Raw genomic sequence first — 18,088 nt, 5'->3', positions numbered from 1 at the left:
ACAATCTATGTCGGATCTTGCTCAGGTTTTATTTCAAAAAACCCTTATCGCTTAAAAATTTACTGATTAAAACCGGTTTGGGTAAAGCCGCTATCTTCTTATACGAAAAATAATTATGATCCTTGTTTTTTGACTCCAGCACGGCAAAACGAGCAAAAATTATTTGATGTGTTAATATGTGTTTGTATTCCTCCGACCACAGTATTTTTTTTACACCCACCCGCTTTGCAAGTGTGGCCCCATCTAAAGGATCAGTGCTTTCCACCAATTCAAAATCATACAGGCCTTGCCAGATGTCTTTTTCTTCGCGCTTTTTCATAGCCAGCGACTGCGCATTTCGTCTTACTAAATAATAAAAGTATCTCTTACGAACTTTAAGCTTTTTCTCTTTAACAGGAAGTACACCTTGCAAACCCTTTTGTTTTGCTATACATAACTTGCTCAAGGGACAAACATCGCACTTAGGGTTTCGGGGTGTGCAGTGCAGTGCACCAAACTCCATTATTCCCTGGTTATATTCATCAGGTCGTTGTGTGTCGATTAATTTATTGCCCAAATCGAAAAACTCCGGTTTAGCTTTTGGACTATTAATCGGTGTGTCTATGCCAAACACACGCGCCATTACCCGATACACGTTTCCATCGACCACCGCTACAGGCTCTTTATAACAGATAGAGGCAATAGCTGCTGCCGTATAATCACCAATGCCTGGAAGTTTTTTAAGCGCTTCGAAATTTTGAGGGAATACTCCTTTATGAAATTCACATACCTGTTTGGCACATTTGTGCAGGTTTCGGGCACGACTATAATAACCCAGCCCTTGCCAAAGACGTAAGACTTCTTGTTCTGATGCCGCAGCTAAATCTTTTACTGTGGAAAAATGTTCAATGAAACGATAATAGTATGGCAAGCCTTGGTTTACCCGGGTTTGTTGTAGAATGATTTCGGATAGCCAAACGTTGTAGGGTTTAGGATTTCTTCGCCAGGGAAGCTCTCTCTTATTTTCACTATACCAGCTTATGAGCTCGGAGGCAAAGTTTTTGGGGAGGGATTTGCTCATCGCGCGAATATGCCTTAAAAGTCTGAACGTGCAAGCTTTATCATAAAAAATTGATAATCAGCTAATCATAGTTTGCGATTATAGTTCGCTCGCTTAACTTTGAGCCTTGTTCCTGAGTATTAAACCATTACAGTCGTGACAAAAGCAGACATCATTAACGAAATTGCAGAAAAAACAGGTGTAGATAAGGCCGATGTAAACGCCACGGTAGAAGCCTTTTTAAGTGTTGTAAAAAACAACATGGCATCCGGTCAAAACATCTATATCAGAGGTTTTGGAAGCTTTATTAACAAAAAAAGAAAGAAGAAGATTGCCCGTAACATCTCTCGCAACACGGCTATTGTTATTGACGAGCACTACATTCCTGCCTTTAAACCTGCCAAAATTTTCGTAAACAAAATTAAAAACAGCGAAAAGGTTAAAATGATGGCCGAAAAGGCTGAATCATAAGCACCCTTCCTAGTTCCTTATTTTACCACCCTGTACTTATGCTAAAGACCAGAATCATACTAGTGGCGGTTTGCGCCCTTTTGGTGTTGCTCTTATTTCAGCTACCAAAGTCTGTGGTAAGTAATGAAGATGAGCTAACCAGGAACCAAGAACAGACAAATACTCCCGACAAAGCCAATGAGCCTCACATGGCTGCACCAGCTGAGTTAAAGGGAAAAATTGGTCAGCACCGGACTTTCTGGCGGGAAACTGCGGAAAAAGAAAAAAAGGCTATCTTTGCCGACTCTTTGGGAACCTGGTACGCAAATGCTGGCATTTTTGACAGTTCTGCGTGGTTTTTTGAAGATGCTGCTTCGTTCTTTAACACTGTGGAAAGTTGGAGGAAGGCTGGTGATAACTATTATCAGGCTTACACTTTTGCTCTGGATGCCAACAAGCAACAGGCATTGGCCTCTAAAGCCCAGGAGTTTTACAACAAGGTTTTAAGCGTAAAAGCGAACGACCTTGAGGTAAAAAATAACCTGGCCATGACTTATCTCTCGTCTAACAACCCTATGCAGGGTATTTTAATGTTGCGCGAGGTGTTGACGGTCGATGCAAAAAATGAAACTGCGCTCTTCAATCTGGGCATGTTGTCGGTACAATCCGGCCAATATGAAAACGCGATTGAGAGACTTAATACGCTAGTAGGCATAAACCCACAGCATATTCAGGCGCAGCTATTATTAGGAGTGGCTTACATGCAAACAGGCAACAACGCGAAAGCGAAGAGCCAGTTTGAAAAAGTAAAAGATATGGATAAGGATCCAGCTGTGCAGGCCACAGTAGATTCTTACCTGAAGGATTTAAAATAATTGTTTAACAGGGGAAGCCTTGGCGAGTAGCGCGAAAGCGTGATGAAGTAATCTAAAATCCGGATTGCCCCCATCGCAAAGGACTACCCAAAACCAAATCATTTCTATGCCAAGCGGAAAGAAAAGAAAAAAGCATAAGATGGCTACTCACAAGCGCAAGAAGCGCTTGAGAAAGAACCGTCATAAGAAGAAGTAATTTTTAGGTAGTACCGGACTCGTTCCGGTACCCCCTATTATTAGGGGATACTGGCTGACCCTCCAAAGGCATACAATGGAAAAGGGTAATACCGGGAATAACTATCGATTATTGCTATACAACTTATTTTTTAACATTTAAACTTCATTGTTTTGAGCAACGAGCTAATCATCAGCGCGACTCAGGACGGAAGTCGTATAGCCCTTCTAAGAGACAAAACTCTTGTAGAATTTCACAACGAAGAAGAGGGTAGCAAGTTTGTTGTGGGCGACATTTACCTTGGCACTGTTAAAAAAGTGGTACAAGGTCTTAATGCAGCCTTCATAGAACTTGGTTATGATAAAGATGCCTTCCTTCATTACCTCGATCTGGGGCCGCAATTTGGTTCGTTAACTAAGTTTACGAAACTTGTGCGTGCTAAAAAGATCTTTGGTAAGCTGGAGAAATTCACACTTGAACAGGACATTGACAAGCATGGCAAGATTGCAACGCAACTTACCAAAGGCCAGATAATACCAGTTCAAATTGTAAAAGAACCCATCTCAACAAAAGGGCCACGGCTTTCGTGCGAGTTATCCCTTGCCGGGCGATACCTGGTAATGGTACCGTTTAGTAATACGGTAAGTGTATCTAAAAAAATTACAAGCAGCGAAGAGCGTAAACGCCTTCAACGCCTCATCACGTCTATTAAACCCGCCAACTTCGGTGTCATTATTCGTACCGTTGCTGAAGGTGTGGAAGTTGCAGAATTAGACAAAGACCTGCGCAACCTGGTTAAAACCTGGGAAGACGGTATTGCCAAATTAGCAGAAGCACAAACTGCAGATAAGCTAATTGGTGAACTCAATAAAACATCCTCTATACTTCGTGATCTGTTAAACGAGTCTTTCGACAACATTCATGTTGATGATAAGAAGCTCTATGATGAAATACGTGCTTACGTACGCAATATTTCTCCTGATCTTGAAAATATTGTAAAGCTCTATACTGGTCGTGCAAAGATATTTGAACACTACGGTATTGAGAAGCAAATCAAATCTGCTTTTGGCACTACTGTAAGCTTAAAGGGTGGTGGCTACTTAATTGTAGAGCACACCGAAGCTTTGCATGTTGTTGACGTTAACAGCGGTAACAAAAGTAATCGCGAGGAGAGTCAGGAAAACACTGCCATCTCTGTAAATGTAGAAGCAGCGAAAGAAATTGCTCGTCAGCTTCGCTTACGCGATATGGGTGGTATTATCGTAATCGATTTTATCGATATGCGCAACCCAGAGCATAAGCGCATGATCTACCAGGCTATGAAAGATGCCATGAAAGATGATAAAGCGAAACACACAGTGTTGCCTTTATCTAAATTCGGCATTATGCAAATTACACGCGAGCGTGTAAGGCCACAGATGAATATTGTTACAAAAGAGCTGTGCCCTACTTGTAACGGTACCGGTAAGATCACTGCTTCAATTTTAGTATCTGATCTTATTGAAAAAACCTTAGAAGATTTGCTTAGCAAACAGAATGAAAAAAATCTGGTGTTAGCACTTCATCCTTATTTACATGCTTATTTTACTAAAGGAGTTTTCTCACAACGTGTGAAATGGTTCTTCAAGTACAAGAGCTGGGTAAGAATGGAAAAAGATTCCTCTATGGGTATGACTGAATTTAAATTCCTCAATAAAGAGGGGGAGGAGATTCAGTTAACTGCTTAACATAACTGCAAAAAATAAAAACCCTGCTCGTCAGGGTTTTTTTATGCTCATTAATCATTTTTGCTTCAATCTGAAAAAAAGAACCTTAACTTATATCACAACTAAAAGGTTGTAGGGTTCTTCAACTCGCAGTGGTGAGTACTACCACCACCTTACTTTGCGCATCGTTTTACAAATGAAATTTGTTGTTGTTAACACTTTGTCATTCCGTCTATTCTTTAAATAAATTCAATCAGCACACGTGTTTTAACTGTCCATCCAGGTGTTTGCTGTAGCTTTTTTTAACTAGCTTAACTAACGCTTGTTAAAGATTCTCTAAAGAAAATAATTTTGCCTTAACTTGAATTTTAAAAATTAAATGTTCACAATTGTGAAGCAGACAAAATAGTATGAACACATTTTTAACAATTACAAAATTAATGCAAACAAGCAACCTAACGTTTGTTACGCGTCTTGTGATTGTGTTGGTCATTATTATTCTCCAACCATCAGGCGGGTAATGCGACTTTATAAATGAAATTATACTGAAGCCGTCCCGCCACAAGCGGGACGGTTTCATTTTATATATACCTATACAAACTAACGATTGTTTAAATTTTATGTACTACAATAGCGAAAGCATTCTCTTTCTTAATGGCAAATATGTAAAGGCCAGTGAAGCATCAACGGATTTATATTCACAGACACTACACTATGGTTACGGTGTCTTCGAAGGCATACGCGCTTACCAAACTGTTAATGGTGTAAAGATTTTTAAATCGGAAGAACACTACAAACGATTAAAAAAGAGTTGCGAATTGGTTAACATTCCTTTCAGTTATACTGTCGAGGAGTTAGAACAAATTACCTATCAGGTATTACGAAGAAATAACTTTGCTGATGCCTACATACGCCCGCTTGTATACTGCGGCCCTAATATGTCGCTCACATCGCCCAAAGAAGTATCCTTAATGATTTGTGCCTGGGAGTGGGGCAAGTATTTAGGTGATCAGCTATTGCGCTTAAGTATTTCTTCTTATCAGCGTCCTAATCCAAAATCAATTCGCATTGAGGCTAAAGTATCCGGGCATTACGTAAATTCTATTCTGGCTACTTCAGAAGCCAAGCAACGTGGCTTTGATGAAGCCCTAATGCTGGACATGGAAGGAAATGTTGCCGAAGGGCCTGGTGCAAATTTCTTCTATGAAAAAGATGGCGCGTTATTTACTCCTTCATTAGGACATATACTTCCTGGGATAACGCGCCACACGGTATTGCAAATCTGTAAAGAGCTGGACATTCCTGTAGTTGAGAAAAAGATAAATCCTGAAGAATTGTTCGAAGCAGATGGTGCCTTCTATTGTGGCACTGCTGCAGAAGTTGCCGGCATTGAATCTATTGAAGGGCATACGTTTAACAAGCACTGGAAAAATACACTTGGTGCAATTATTCAGGAGGCTTATAAAAGTCTGGTGTTAGAGAAAAGCTATTCCTCATATATAATCGTATAAAAGGCTTCAAGACACGCGCTACAAGCTTCGGGCTTGGGGCGTACTGCTTGGGGCATGAAGCTTATGAATAAATACAGTCGTACCATCACTCAAGATCCTTCCTTACCGGCTTCGCAAGCCATGCTATATGGTATAGGACTTACTGAAAACGATTTAAAAAAAGCACAAGTTGGTATCGTAAGCACTGGCTTTGACGGTAACACTTGCAACATGCATTTAAATGCGCTTGCACAAGAAGTAAAAACTGCAGTTTGGGATAATGATTTAGTCGGACTGATATTTCACACTATTGGTGTAAGCGATGGCATTGCCAACGGTACAGAAGGCATGCGTTATTCCTTGGTTAGCCGGGAAGTTATTGCCGACTCAATAGAAACTGTATGTGGTGCTCAATATTATGATGCACTCATTGCTGTTGTGGGTTGTGATAAGAATATGCCCGGCTCCATTATGGCCATGGGTCGTTTAAATCGTCCTGCCATTATGGTATACGGAGGCACTATTGCCGGTGGTCATTGGAAGGGAAAAGAACTGAACATCGTATCATCCTTCGAAGCGCTGGGAGAAAAAATTGCCAACAAACTTTCTGATGAAGATTTCAAAGGCATAATTCAAAACTCATGCCCGGGTGCTGGAGCCTGCGGTGGTATGTATACTGCCAACACGATGGCTTCCGCTATTGAAGCACTTGGGATGGCCTTGCCTTACTCATCATCCAATCCGGCATTGAGCAAAGAGAAATCTGCCGAGTGTGCAGCAGCAGGTAAACACATTCTCAACTTACTTGAACAAGATATTAAGCCATCTGATATCATGACATTCAAAGCTTTTGAAAATGCTATAACCCTGGTTATGGTGTTGGGTGGTTCTACCAATGCAGTGCTACACCTGATTGCCATGGCTAAAACCGTGGGTGTTGAAATTACTCAAGAAGATTTTCAACGCATTTCTGATAAGACCCCTTTGCTTGCTGATTTAAAACCAAGTGGAAAATATCTCATGGGCGATCTGCACAAGATTGGTGGAACGCCTTTAGTAATGAAATATCTTTTAGATAAAGGTTTTCTGCATGGTGATTGTCTCACAGTTACTGGAAAAACAATTGCAGAAAATCTCAACAAGGTTGCTGCACTTGATTTTGAAAAACAAGACATTATTCATCCTATCGAAAGACCAATCAAAACAACAGGCCACTTACAGATACTGTACGGCAACCTGGCGGAGAAAGGTTCGGTTGCAAAAATAACAGGTAAAGAAGGTGAGCGCTTTAAAGGAACTGCACGCGTGTTTAATGGTGAGTTTGAATTAACAGATGGCATCCGTTCCGGTAAAATCAAAGCAGGAGATGTTGTTGTCATCCGATATGTAGGTCCTCGTGGTGCACCAGGCATGCCCGAGATGCTCAAACCAACAAGTTTAATCATGGGTTCGGGTCTTGGAAAATCTGTTGCCTTGATTACTGATGGAAGATTCTCTGGTGGTTCTCATGGATTCGTTATTGGTCACATTACACCAGAGGCCTTCGATGGTGGCCTTATCGCACTGGTTGAAGATGAAGACATAATTGAGATTGATGTGCAAAAACATGAAATCAATTTGCTGGTGGATGCATCTGTTATTGCGGAAAGAAAAAAGGCGTGGAAGCAACCAGCGCTTCGTGCAACAAAAGGGATTTTAAAAAAATATGCTCAACAAGTAAAAACCGCTGCTGATGGATGCGTTACTGACGAAGATTGAAGATCAATTGAATCTAGCCAATACGGCAAAACAAATTTCCGGATCAGAAGCTTTGTTACAATGTCTGGTTGCGGAAGGTGTGAATGTTCTTTTCGGTTATCCCGGTGGAGCCATCATGCCTGTATATGATGCTTTGTATTCATTCAGTGATAGACTCAATCATATTTTAGTTCGTCATGAGCAAGGCGCCATTCATGCAGCACAAGGTTTTGCAAGGGCTACCGGGAAAGTTGGTGTTGTTATTGCCACATCGGGACCTGGTGCTGCCAACCTGGTTACTGGTTTAGGTGATGCCTCTATCGACTCAACACCACTCGTTTGCATCACCGGGCAGGTGGCAGCACATTTACTGGGTACAGATGCTTTCCAGGAAATGGATGTGATCAACACCACACTACCGGTTACGAAATGGAATGTTCAAATTACAGAAGCCTCCACAATAGCTGAGCAAGTAGCGAAAGCTTTTTTCATTGCACGAAGTGGTCGTCCGGGACCTGTTCTGATTGACATTACCAAGAATGCACAATTCGAAATGATCGATGCCTTTGAATACAAAGCCTGTACAAAGGTTCGCACCTATAACCCAAAACCTGAACCCGATCAAAACAAACTAGAACAGGCCGCTGTATTGATTAACCAGGCCAAACGACCTTATATTTTAGCTGGGCAAGGCATTCTGTTGGGTGAAGCAACGGAAGAACTACGCGCCTTTGTGGAAAAAACAGGAATTCCTGTGGCGACTACTTTATTAGGCCAGTCTTGTATATCAACCTCACACCCTTTATATGCAGGCTACCTGGGTATGCATGGTAACTATGGTGCTAACATATTAACCAACGAATGTGATGTGTTAATTGCCTTAGGTATGCGCTTTGACGACCGTGTAACTGGTAATGTTAGTAAGTATGCCAAACAAGCAAAGGTTATACACATCGATATAGATCAGGCAGAACTTAATAAAATTATTAAAGCAGAGGTGGCAGTGCATGCAGACGTAAAACAGGCGCTTCACACATTGATTACTCTTGTTAACAAAAACACACATAGTGATTGGCTGAAGCGTTTTCACGAAGCAAATCGTCTGGAGCATGAAAAAGTAATTCAATTCGCCTTTCATCCACTCAGTAAATCATTGCACATGGCTGAAGTGATTAAAGAGATAACGGATCAGACAAAAGGTGAAGCCATTCTGGTAACTGATGTTGGGCAGCATCAGATGGTAGCAGCACGCTATTTTCAATTTAAAAATCCGCGTACCAACATCACATCTGGTGGTGCGGGAACAATGGGCTTTGCTTTACCAGGCGCCATTGGTGCAAAACTTGGCCAATCCGATAAACAAGTGGTGGCGGTTATTGGTGATGGCGGTTTTCAAATGACACTGCAAGAGTTAGGAACTATCATGCAGTATCAGGTTCCTGTAAAAATTGTTGTGCTCAACAATAGTTTTCTGGGTATGGTGCGTCAGTGGCAGCAACTGTTTTTTGATAAGCGCTATTCATTTACAGAAATGAAGAACCCTAATTTTATTGCGCTCTCGGAGGCATATAACATAGAAGCAATGAAAATTACTGAACGAAAGGACCTACGCCAGGCTGTGAAGGAAATGCTTGACTCCCCCAATGCATATTTTTTAGAAGTAGTGGTTGAAAAAGAAGAAAATGTTTTTCCAATGGTACCCACCGGTGCCGGGGTAGCCGAAATCATATTAGAACAATTTAAAAAATAACTATGCGTAACGATTTTATCATAGAAGTATTGGCTGATAATAATTTTTCAGTGCTTAACCGTATGATCAATGTATTGAACCGCAGACGTGTTCGCATTAAAAAACTGATTGCTCATGAGCACGAAGAAAATTTCAGGAAAGGTGGCGCCACCATGCTTTTACACACAACACCTGAAATGATTGAAAAAGTAAAGCAGCAGCTAGAGAAACTAATTGAGGTGGAAAGTGCTATTTACTATGAAGCAGATGCACTTCAACCGGAATCTCTCTTTAATTCTAACAGTTTTATTCATCAGGGTATTAGCAAATCTTATTAATAAATATTAACACCTAACTTAAAATTTTAAAAATGGCACAAATTAATTTTGGCGGAACAATAGAAGAAGTAGTTACACGCGAAGAGTTTCCAATGGAAAAAGCATTGGCATTTTTACAAAACGAAACCATTGCCATTATTGGTTACGGTGTGCAAGGTCCTGCACAAGCCCTTAACCTCCGCGATAATGGATTCAACGTAATTATCGGCCAGCGCAAAGGCAAAACATACAATAAAGCTGTTGAACATGGCTGGATTCCGGGTGAAACCTTATTCGATATTGAAGAAGCAGCCAGGCGTGGAACCATTATACAATTTTTACTTTCTGATGCCGGACAAATTGCTGCATGGCCAACCATCAAACCTTTATTAACTAAGAGCAAAACACTTTACTTTTCACACGGCTTTGGTATAACGTTTAAAGAACAAACCGGTATTGTGCCTCCTGCTGATGTTGATGTTGTCCTTGCTGCACCCAAAGGTTCAGGTACATCTGTTAGGCGATTATTCCTTCAAGGCAAGGGTATTAATTCAAGCTTTGCGGTATTTCAAAACGCAAGTGGTGAAGCACGCGAAAAAGCAATTGCCCTTGGTATCGGTGTAGGCTCTGGCTATTTGTTTGAGACCGATTTCAAAAAAGAAGTGTACTCCGATTTATCAGGAGAGCGTGGAACATTGATGGGTGCTATTGCCGGTATTTTTGAAGCACAATATGAAGTGTTACGATCGAAAGGTCACTCGCCTTCTGAAGCTTTCAATGAAACAGTTGAAGAACTAACACAAAGCCTGATGCCATTGGTAGCAGAGAACGGTATGGATTGGATGTATGCCAACTGCTCAACAACAGCACAGCGTGGTGCACTCGATTGGAAGCGAAAGTTTAAAGCAGCTACACTTCCCGTGTTTCAGGAACTTTATGAAAGTGTTGCTTCAGGCAAAGAAGCACAGCGCACCATTGAAACCTGTAGTAAACCAGACTATCGTGAAAAACTGGCAGAAGAATTAAAAGAACTTCGCGAAAGTGAGTTGTGGCAGGCAGGTGCTGCCGTGCGCGCGTTGCGTCCGGAAAAACAACAGGTGGAGGCCAGCATGATCAATTAATCACTTAACAATAGGCAATAGGTAGTTGACAATGCTTAGTTCATTGAGTCAACTGCCTTTGTCAAATGTTAATTATCAACTGTCAATTAAAATAAATGTCTGCTACTGTAGAATCTTATCAAATCGATATCAATGCTGCATATGAAGTGCTGAAAAGTGTTGTATTGAAAACACCTTTACAGTTTCATCGTAAGTTATCGGAGCTTTTTGGTGCTGAAGTGTATTTAAAACGTGAAGACTTACAGGTTGTACGTTCTTATAAAATTCGTGGGGCCTACAACCTTATTCAAAGTTTAAGCGAAGCGCAACGTCAGCAGGGTGTTGTGTGTGCCAGTGCGGGCAACCATGCACAAGGGGTTGCATACGCATGCAAAGCACTCAGCATACAAGGTGTCATTTACATGCCTGCCATCACACCCAAACAAAAAATTAATCAGGTTGTCATGTTTGGTGGTGATTACGTTCGTATTATCTTGATTGGCGATACTTTCGATGAATGTCAGACCCACGCTTTGCGCTATTGTGAAGAACATCGCGGAGTTTTTATTCCTCCTTTCGACCATTTAAAAGTTATAGAAGGACAGGGAACGGTTGGAAAGGAAATTCTACAAGAACAATCGAACATTGATCTTCTATTTGTACCGATTGGTGGAGGCGGATTATGTGCGGGCTTAGGTCAATATTTTAAAACTTATTCTCCAAACACTAAAATAATTGGTGTAGAACCAACTGGTGCTCCCTCCATGCAGGCCGCATTAGTAGCCAATAAGCCTGTGATGTTGGAAACAATACAGAAATTTGTTGATGGCGCTGCTGTTAAAAAAGTAGGCGAAATTACCTTCCCATTTTGCAAGGAGGTGCTGAGTGATTTGTTACTTGTACCGGAAGGGAAAGTAAGCTCAACCATTCTTCGACTTTACAATGAGGATGCCATTGTTGCAGAGCCGGCAGGAGCACTTGCTATTGCATCGCTTGAACAGTATGCAACGCAAATCAAGGGTAAAAAAGTGGTTTGCCTGATCAGTGGTGGCAATAATGACATTGATCGCATGCAAGAGATTAAAGAACGATCACTGCTATATGAAGGACTCAAACACTATTTTATTGTCCGGTTTGCTCAACGCCCGGGAGCACTAAAAGAATTTGTTAACAATATACTTGGGCCAACGGACGACATTGTCCGTTTTGAATTCATCCAAAAGCACAATAAAGAAAGTGGCCCTGCTCTTATCGGGATTGAAGTAAAATCAAAAAATGATTTTGTGTCTCTGATTGAGCGCATGGATCTATTTACACTGAATTATACACTTGTGAATCACCATGAAAATTTATTCGAATACATGATTTGATTTTCTTCTCCGAATCTGTTTTGTTCTCAAGGAGATGCAACAAAACATTTACTTACCTTTAATATTCTTTACTCTTTTATAAAGGTTTTGAAATTAGGAGGTAACTATACTCAACTGATTTTAAATCATTGAAAAAAATTCTGTTTGATATGTTGAGATAAGTGAAGAAAAAGGGAGAAATGTTTTTGTTTGCATAAAACTACCAAACACTCGTCAGCTAAAACTTTAAATGATTTTTGTTGATGTTACTGAAATGTTACGCCATATTAGCGAAGTAAAATTCTTCACAATCAATAACCCGCCCCGATGCTATTCGCATCGGGGCGGTGTTGTTTTATATGGGAGGTATACGAACTAACAGTTGTTCATGACAAAAGCGAAAACACTTTTTGAAAAAATCTGGGATGCTCACGTTGTTAAAAGACAAGAAGGTCACCCTGACGCACTATTTATCGATCGTCACTTCATTCATGAAGTTACCAGCCCCCAAGCTTTTGATGGCTTGCGTAAACGTGGCATCGGTGTATTTAACACAGCGCGAACTTCTGCCACTGCCGATCACAACGTACCCACTAAGGATCAACACCTGCCTATTAAAGAAGCACTGTCACGCCATCAGGTAGAAACACTTAGAAAAAACTGTGAAGCTTTTGGCATAGAGCTGTACGATCTCGGCCATCCTTTTCAGGGTATAGTGCACATTATTGGTCCGGAGTTGGGTCTTACCCAGCCAGGTATGACTATAGTTTGTGGCGATAGCCACACTTCCACACACGGAGCCTTTGGCAATATTGCTTTTGGTATTGGTACCAGTGAGGTTGAACAAGTGTTGGCGACACAATGTGTGTTGCAACACAAACCCAAGACCATGAAAATTGAAATAAATGGTTCGCTTGGTAAAGGGGTTTTAGCAAAAGACATCATACTCTATATAATAGCCAAACTTTCGGCCAGCGGTGCAACGGGTTATTTTATTGAATACGCTGGTAGCACTATCGAAAGTCTTTCGATGGAAGCGCGCATGACTATTTGTAATATGAGTATTGAAATGGGTGCACGCGGTGGTTTGATCGCTCCGGATGAAACTACTTTCAACTATATGAGAGGAAGAAAATTCGCGCCTCAAGGTGAAGACTTTGAAAGAAAAGTTGAAGACTGGCGCAAGCTAAAAACAGACGATGGTGCTGCTTACGACCTTATAGTAAAATTTGATGCTGCTGACATTGCTCCCATGATTACCTACGGAACAAATCCTGGCATGGGTATAAAAATTACAGACCGCATACCTAACACACGCGAGTTAAAAGAAATCGGTGAGTACGCGTCCTTCAATAAATCGCTGGAATACATGGGCCTTGAAGGGGGTTCTTCAATTTTGGGTAAAGCTATCGACTACGTTTTTATTGGTAGTTGTACCAATGCACGCATGGAAGATTTACGTCTGGTGGCCGATATGGTAAAAGGTAAGAAGAAAGCCGAACATGTAGAGGTGTGGATTGTACCCGGATCAAAACAAGTAGAAGAGCAGGCAAGAAAAGAAGGCCTTGATAAAATTTTTGAGGCTGCTGGTTTTGAATTGAGAAGTCCTGGTTGTTCTGCCTGCCTAGGCATGAATGAGGATAAAGTACCCGCAGGAAAATATTGCATCAGTACATCTAACAGAAATTTTGAAGGCAGACAAGGACCTAAGTCAAGAACATTTTTGGCAAGTCCACTGAGTGCTGCTGCTGCTGCCATTACAGGAAAAGTTACCGATGTAAGAGACCTAATGGATACTTAACTATCAATGTTGTTTACTTAAGCTCCATTCATCCTCTCTTTAGGAGAGGGAAGGGTGAGGCCAAATAAAAAGAAAGCTTAAGTAAACGACATTGATTTAATAATTGATAATTGAGCAAAAGCAAATTTTAACTAATTAATTTAATTCCCTCTCCTTTGGAGAGGGTTAGGGTGAGGCATGAAAGAAAAATTCACAACACTTATATCTACAGCTGTTCCGCTTTCTATTGAGAACATCGATACAGATCAGATTATACCTGCGCGTTTTTTAAAAGCAACAACACGCGAGGGTTTTGGTAACAACCTCTTTCGCGACTGGCGCTACGATGCCGCTGAAAACCCTAAAGCCAGTTTTGTTTTAAATGACAATCGCTATTCAGGCAAAATTTTGGTGGCTGGAAAAAACTTTGGCTGTGGCAGCAGTCGTGAACATGCCGCCTGGGCTTTATACGATTACGGTTTTCGAGTAATCATTTCCAGCTTCTTTGCTGACATTTTTAAAAACAACGCCTTGAATAATGCTTTGCTTCCTATTCAGGTAAGTGATGCATTCTTACTTGAAATATTCAATAAAATTGAAAGTGATCCAAACACCAGTATTACAATTGATTTAGAAAATCAAAAAGTAAGCATCGGCCATTCATCAGAACACTTCGATATAAATGCTTATAAAAAAACCTGTCTGATTAACGGGTACGATGACATTGATTATTTGTTGGACTTAAGACCAGAAATAAAAAAGTTTGATCTATTACACAAATAGCCTCAGGCTACACGCTTCAAGCATCAGGCTTGTAGCGTGTAGCTTATGGCTTGAAGCTAAAAATAACAATGAAAAAAAAAATAACCATTCTCCCCGGTGATGGCATCGGAAAAGAAGTAACCACCGAGGGTAAACGCGTATTACAAAAAATTGCCGAGTTGTTCGGTCATGAATTTACTTTTGACTATGCTGCTATTGGACATGATGCTATTGAAGCAACTAATAATCCGCTTCCTGATGAGACACTAAGCAAATTAAAAAGCACTGATGCCATTTTATTTGGCGCAGTCGGACATCCAAAGTATGACAACGATCCCACGCTAAAAGTAAGACCAGAACAGGGCTTGTTAAAGATGAGGAAGGAACTTGGTCTGTATGCCAACCTTCGTCCCATCAAATTATTCGATGAACTATTACACGCATCAAGCATTAAACCGGAAATATTAAAAGGTGCAGACATATTATTCTTCCGTGAACTTACAGGCGATGTGTACTTTGGAGAAAAGGGTAGAAAAAACAATGACAATACTGCTTATGATCTAATGATCTACCATCGATATGAGATCGAACGAATTGCACACAAAGCTTTTAAAGCAGCGCAAAGCCGAAGGAAAAAAGTTACCTCTGTTGACAAAGCAAATGTGTTAGAAAGTTCACGCTTATGGCGTGAGGTTGTCCAGCAGGTGGCAAAGGAATATCCTGATGTAACAGTAGAACATCAGTTTATAGACAGCGCTGCCATGAAGTTGATTCAAAATCCACGAAGCTTTGATGTAGTGCTTACCGGAAATTTATTTGGAGATATTCTTACAGACGAAGCTTCTCAGATAGCCGGTTCAATGGGCATGTTGGCTTCTGCATCCATTGGAGATACGGTCGGTCTTTACGAACCCATTCATGGAAGTGCCCATGACATTACCGGAAAAGGAATTGCCAATCCCTTGGCCTCTATTCTTTCTGCTTCTCTTTTATTGGATATCTCCTTTGGTTTAAAAGAAGAAGCTACGGCCATCATCCAAGCGGTTGAAGGTGTACTGAGAGCAGGCTTCAGAACAGTAGATATTGCAGATGCGACTACACCCAAAGATAAAATGTTGAATACCCAGATGATGGGCGATTTAATTGTAAAAGAACTGTCGGCCATTAATGTTTCCATTGCTTAATAAGAAATGACTATGAACAATAAAGTAGAAATATTCGACACCACCCTTCGCGATGGTGAACAGGTGCCAGGCTGCCAATTATCAACAGAAGAAAAAATTACTATTGCCCGCGAGCTGGAGCTTCTTGGTGTGGATGTAATTGAAGCGGGCTTCCCCATATCAAGTCCTGGAGATTTTCTTTCTGTAATTGGTATTTCCAGAGCTGTTCGTGATGTTATTGTTTGCGGGTTAACACGTGCTAAAGAAGAAGATATTGATGTAGCCGCTGAAGCGCTACGTTATGCAAAGCGTGGTCGTATACACACTGGCATTGGTTCTTCAGATGTTCATATCAAACATAAGTTTCGCAGCACACGCGAACAGGTATTAGAGCAGGGTGTCGCAGCCGTTAAATATGCTAAGGCCAAAGGTTTCGAAGTAGAATTTTATGCAGAAGATGCCGGTAGGGCCGATCTTGATTTTCTTGTACAAATGACGCAGGCTGTAATCAGTGCCGGTGCAGATGTAGTCAATATTCCGGATACAACTGGTTACTGCCTGCCACATCTATACGGAAAACGTATTCAATACTTGTACGATTATGTAAGCAATATCGACAAAGCAAGAATCTCTGTTCATTGTCATAATGATTTAGGCATGGCTACAGCCAATACTATGGAAGGTATCATACATGGTGCACGGCAAGCAGAGGTTACTATCAATGGAATAGGAGAGCGTGCCGGAAATACTTCATTGGAAGAGGTAGTCATGACAATTAAAACTCATCAGGATTTAGGTTTATATACCAACATAAAGACCGAACGCATCTATGGCATCAGTCAGCTTGTTAGTAACATGATGCGCATGCCTATACAGCCTAATAAAGCCATCGTTGGTAAAAATGCATTTTCTCATTCGTCCGGTATTCATCAGGATGGTTTTTTAAAACATGCTGAAAACTATGAGATTATAAATCCTGCAGATGTGGGCGTGGGCTGTTCTTCTATTCTACTCACTGCGCGCAGTGGTCGGGCAGCACTGAAACACAGATTAGAAATTCTTGGTTTTAAAATTGAAGGTGATGAGCTAAACAATGTTTACGAAAACTTCTTGATTCTTGCTGATGAGAAAAAACAAATCGGAGATAATGAGTTGGTTGCGCTAGCCTCAAGCATACCAGTTTTAGTGAGATAAAGTTTTTATTATAATGGATTAAGATGCAACACACCTAAGTGGTTTGCATCTTAAATCTCAATTGACTTATATCCACTCAAGGTTTTCAACCGTTTGCTCCACCTTTACATCTCCTGTGTGTTTGGTGGCTTTCGGCTCAATCAGCATTACCTGAACCTCTTCTCCATTTGTATAAGGCTTATGGTCTACGCCTTTAGGTACAATTAAAATTTCACCAGGTTTTGTCTGCAGAATTCTTCCATCTCTGTACTCCATAAATAGTGTCCCTTTTACAACAACAAAAAGTTCGTCTTCATCCTGATGGTTGTGCCAAACAAAGTCGCCTTTTAGTTTAGCCAGTTTAACGTAGTTGTCATTAAGTTCTCCAATAATGTAAGGATGCCAGTGTTCTGCTATCTTTTCAAATTTTTCAGCAATGTTGGTTTTCATTTTTTCCGGATTATTGTTTTACTCAATTGTATCAATTTCAGCTTCCTGTTTCTTCAATAGAATAGCCTTGCGTTGCCTGTCTGTTCTATAGCCATGCCAGGCCATAACTGGGCCGTAGAAAAAATAAGAGAAACCTGAATAAGCTCCTACATATTTTGAGTTGTAGAAAATAAAAGCAATAATAACTGAAACAAACGGTATAAGGCCGAGCAAAAGATTTGTTCGCATACTAACCTTCGTGTCAAATATTTCAATTTCATTTAATTCTAAGTTTTCAGATTTAGTAAGTGCATATCTGTAAAGTAACATTAACACAAAAAAAACACTGGCCGCACCCACACCATAGATAATCATAAGATCACCCATACTACCTCCTCTTAACATTGCTCTTAAATCATTTTGGAGCCACTCTATATTGAATGGAAGTGCAATAACGAACAGTGATAATTTTGTCAAAAACTTGAGTGGGTAAACATAGAACAGCATGATGATTAAAAAGAGTGTATTTAACACAATCACCTTATTGTCGCGTAAACCATATCTATAGTAAAACACAAAATGCCCGTGCCAGATTAAAATGATGAGTGTTATGCACATCATAAATGGAAGCAGATCGAAAGTAAATTTTATGATCTGTTCAAAAGTACTAGGAGGCGATGTTGAGATCAGCAGCAGCGTTATGGCTAAGGCAAACACAGCATCGCTAAAGTTTTCTAATCGGCCAGATTCCGTTCCCCTATAACGGAAGTCGGTATTCATGCCTATGCTCTTTCTAAAAATATCGCGAACCATA

Annotated in this window: 16 protein-coding genes; 13 read left to right on the top strand and 3 right to left on the bottom strand. The window is 40.6% G+C overall.

The genetic code is table 11. The features are described from left to right. Positions 1 to 28: 28 nt before the first annotated feature. Positions 29 to 1,060: an A/G-specific adenine glycosylase gene (gene mutY, locus SanaruYs_RS06575; RefSeq protein ID WP_127121728.1), complete on the bottom strand. Its 1,032-nt coding sequence runs from the start codon at positions 1,058 to 1,060 to the stop codon at positions 29 to 31. Between the two features lie 135 nt (positions 1,061 to 1,195). On the opposite strand from mutY, the gene SanaruYs_RS06570 reads away from it, so the two are divergent. The 13 genes from SanaruYs_RS06570 (at position 1,196) to SanaruYs_RS06510 (ending at position 16,866) form a co-directional block, all read left to right on the top strand. After that, on the top strand, positions 1,196 to 1,510 hold the full coding sequence (locus SanaruYs_RS06570; RefSeq protein ID WP_127121727.1) for an HU family DNA-binding protein: 315 nt from the start codon (positions 1,196 to 1,198) through the stop codon (positions 1,508 to 1,510). 38 nt (positions 1,511 to 1,548) lie between these two features. Then, the gene (locus SanaruYs_RS06565) at positions 1,549 to 2,364 is read left to right on the top strand and encodes a tetratricopeptide repeat protein (RefSeq protein WP_127121726.1); all 816 of its coding nucleotides are present in this window, start codon (positions 1,549 to 1,551) and stop codon (positions 2,362 to 2,364) included. A gap of 348 nt (positions 2,365 to 2,712) precedes the next feature. After that, the gene (locus tag SanaruYs_RS06560; protein ID WP_127121725.1) at positions 2,713 to 4,266 is read left to right on the top strand and encodes an Rne/Rng family ribonuclease; all 1,554 of its coding nucleotides are present in this window, start codon (positions 2,713 to 2,715) and stop codon (positions 4,264 to 4,266) included. Between the two features lie 599 nt (positions 4,267 to 4,865). After that, positions 4,866 to 5,756, top strand: coding sequence for a branched-chain amino acid transaminase (locus tag SanaruYs_RS06555; protein ID WP_127121724.1), 891 nt, complete (start codon positions 4,866 to 4,868; stop codon positions 5,754 to 5,756). A 54-nt stretch (positions 5,757 to 5,810) separates the two neighbouring features. Then, positions 5,811 to 7,493, top strand: coding sequence for a dihydroxy-acid dehydratase (gene ilvD, locus SanaruYs_RS06550; RefSeq protein WP_127121991.1), 1,683 nt, complete (start codon positions 5,811 to 5,813; stop codon positions 7,491 to 7,493). After that, complete coding sequence (gene ilvB / locus SanaruYs_RS06545; protein ID WP_127121723.1) at positions 7,468 to 9,222, top strand: biosynthetic-type acetolactate synthase large subunit; 1,755 nt, start codon at positions 7,468 to 7,470, stop codon at positions 9,220 to 9,222. Before ilvD ends, ilvB begins: the two co-directional genes overlap by 26 nt. 2 nt (positions 9,223 to 9,224) lie before the next feature. Beyond that, on the top strand, positions 9,225 to 9,539 hold the full coding sequence (locus SanaruYs_RS06540; protein WP_127121722.1) for an ACT domain-containing protein: 315 nt from the start codon (positions 9,225 to 9,227) through the stop codon (positions 9,537 to 9,539). 32 nt (positions 9,540 to 9,571) lie between these two features. Further along, positions 9,572 to 10,639 carry a ketol-acid reductoisomerase gene (ilvC, locus tag SanaruYs_RS06535; RefSeq protein WP_127121721.1) on the top strand — a complete coding sequence of 356 codons (1,068 nt, stop codon included), beginning with the start codon at positions 9,572 to 9,574 and terminating at the stop codon, positions 10,637 to 10,639. Between the two features lie 95 nt (positions 10,640 to 10,734). Then, positions 10,735 to 11,988: a threonine ammonia-lyase IlvA gene (ilvA, locus tag SanaruYs_RS06530; protein WP_127121720.1), complete on the top strand. Its 1,254-nt coding sequence runs from the start codon at positions 10,735 to 10,737 to the stop codon at positions 11,986 to 11,988. 367 nt (positions 11,989 to 12,355) lie between these two features. Further along, a complete protein-coding gene (gene leuC, locus SanaruYs_RS06525) occupies positions 12,356 to 13,768 on the top strand; it encodes a 3-isopropylmalate dehydratase large subunit (protein ID WP_127121719.1) in 1,413 nt (470 codons plus the stop codon). Positions 13,769 to 13,945: 177 nt separating this feature from the next. Beyond that, positions 13,946 to 14,530 carry a 3-isopropylmalate dehydratase small subunit gene (gene leuD, locus SanaruYs_RS06520; protein ID WP_127121718.1) on the top strand — a complete coding sequence of 195 codons (585 nt, stop codon included), beginning with the start codon at positions 13,946 to 13,948 and terminating at the stop codon, positions 14,528 to 14,530. A gap of 68 nt (positions 14,531 to 14,598) precedes the next feature. Further along, entirely contained in the window at positions 14,599 to 15,693 is a 1,095-nt protein-coding gene (leuB, locus tag SanaruYs_RS06515; RefSeq protein ID WP_127121717.1) for a 3-isopropylmalate dehydrogenase, read from the top strand. A gap of 12 nt (positions 15,694 to 15,705) precedes the next feature. Beyond that, the gene (locus SanaruYs_RS06510; protein ID WP_127121716.1) at positions 15,706 to 16,866 is read left to right on the top strand and encodes a 2-isopropylmalate synthase; all 1,161 of its coding nucleotides are present in this window, start codon (positions 15,706 to 15,708) and stop codon (positions 16,864 to 16,866) included. Between the two features lie 66 nt (positions 16,867 to 16,932). Here SanaruYs_RS06510 and SanaruYs_RS06505 read toward each other — a convergent pair whose 3' ends face one another. Both SanaruYs_RS06505 and SanaruYs_RS06500 read right to left on the bottom strand, forming a co-directional pair. Further along, on the bottom strand, positions 16,933 to 17,295 hold the full coding sequence (locus tag SanaruYs_RS06505) for a cupin domain-containing protein (RefSeq protein ID WP_127121715.1): 363 nt from the start codon (positions 17,293 to 17,295) through the stop codon (positions 16,933 to 16,935). Between the two features lie 18 nt (positions 17,296 to 17,313). Then, the gene (locus SanaruYs_RS06500; RefSeq protein WP_127121714.1) at positions 17,314 to 18,087 is read right to left on the bottom strand and encodes a TMEM175 family protein; all 774 of its coding nucleotides are present in this window, start codon (positions 18,085 to 18,087) and stop codon (positions 17,314 to 17,316) included. Position 18,088 lies beyond the last annotated feature (1 nt).

The organism is Chryseotalea sanaruensis, assembly GCF_003990915.1.
In the GTDB taxonomy this organism is placed as follows: Bacteria; Bacteroidota; Bacteroidia; order Cytophagales; family Cyclobacteriaceae; genus Chryseotalea; species Chryseotalea sanaruensis.
The sequence above is the reverse complement of the archived record's forward strand: the minus strand, read 5'-3'. Positions and strand labels throughout refer to the sequence as shown.

Coding starts and splice junctions, on each gene's coding strand:
- mutY (WP_127121728.1), bottom strand. CDS start 1,060: ATGAGCAAATCCCTCCCCAAAAACTTTGCCTCCGAGCTCATAAGCTGG.
- SanaruYs_RS06565 (WP_127121726.1), top strand. CDS start 1,549: ATGCTAAAGACCAGAATCATACTAGTGGCGGTTTGCGCCCTTTTGGTG.
- SanaruYs_RS06555 (WP_127121724.1), top strand. CDS start 4,866: ATGTACTACAATAGCGAAAGCATTCTCTTTCTTAATGGCAAATATGTA.
- ilvD (WP_127121991.1), top strand. CDS start 5,811: ATGAAGCTTATGAATAAATACAGTCGTACCATCACTCAAGATCCTTCC.
- ilvB (WP_127121723.1), top strand. CDS start 7,468: ATGGATGCGTTACTGACGAAGATTGAAGATCAATTGAATCTAGCCAAT.
- SanaruYs_RS06540 (WP_127121722.1), top strand. CDS start 9,225: ATGCGTAACGATTTTATCATAGAAGTATTGGCTGATAATAATTTTTCA.
- ilvC (WP_127121721.1), top strand. CDS start 9,572: ATGGCACAAATTAATTTTGGCGGAACAATAGAAGAAGTAGTTACACGC.
- ilvA (WP_127121720.1), top strand. CDS start 10,735: ATGTCTGCTACTGTAGAATCTTATCAAATCGATATCAATGCTGCATAT.
- leuC (WP_127121719.1), top strand. CDS start 12,356: ATGACAAAAGCGAAAACACTTTTTGAAAAAATCTGGGATGCTCACGTT.
- leuD (WP_127121718.1), top strand. CDS start 13,946: ATGAAAGAAAAATTCACAACACTTATATCTACAGCTGTTCCGCTTTCT.
- leuB (WP_127121717.1), top strand. CDS start 14,599: ATGAAAAAAAAAATAACCATTCTCCCCGGTGATGGCATCGGAAAAGAA.
- SanaruYs_RS06510 (WP_127121716.1), top strand. CDS start 15,706: ATGAACAATAAAGTAGAAATATTCGACACCACCCTTCGCGATGGTGAA.
- SanaruYs_RS06505 (WP_127121715.1), bottom strand. CDS start 17,295: ATGAAAACCAACATTGCTGAAAAATTTGAAAAGATAGCAGAACACTGG.
- SanaruYs_RS06500 (WP_127121714.1), bottom strand. CDS start 18,087: ATGGTTCGCGATATTTTTAGAAAGAGCATAGGCATGAATACCGACTTC.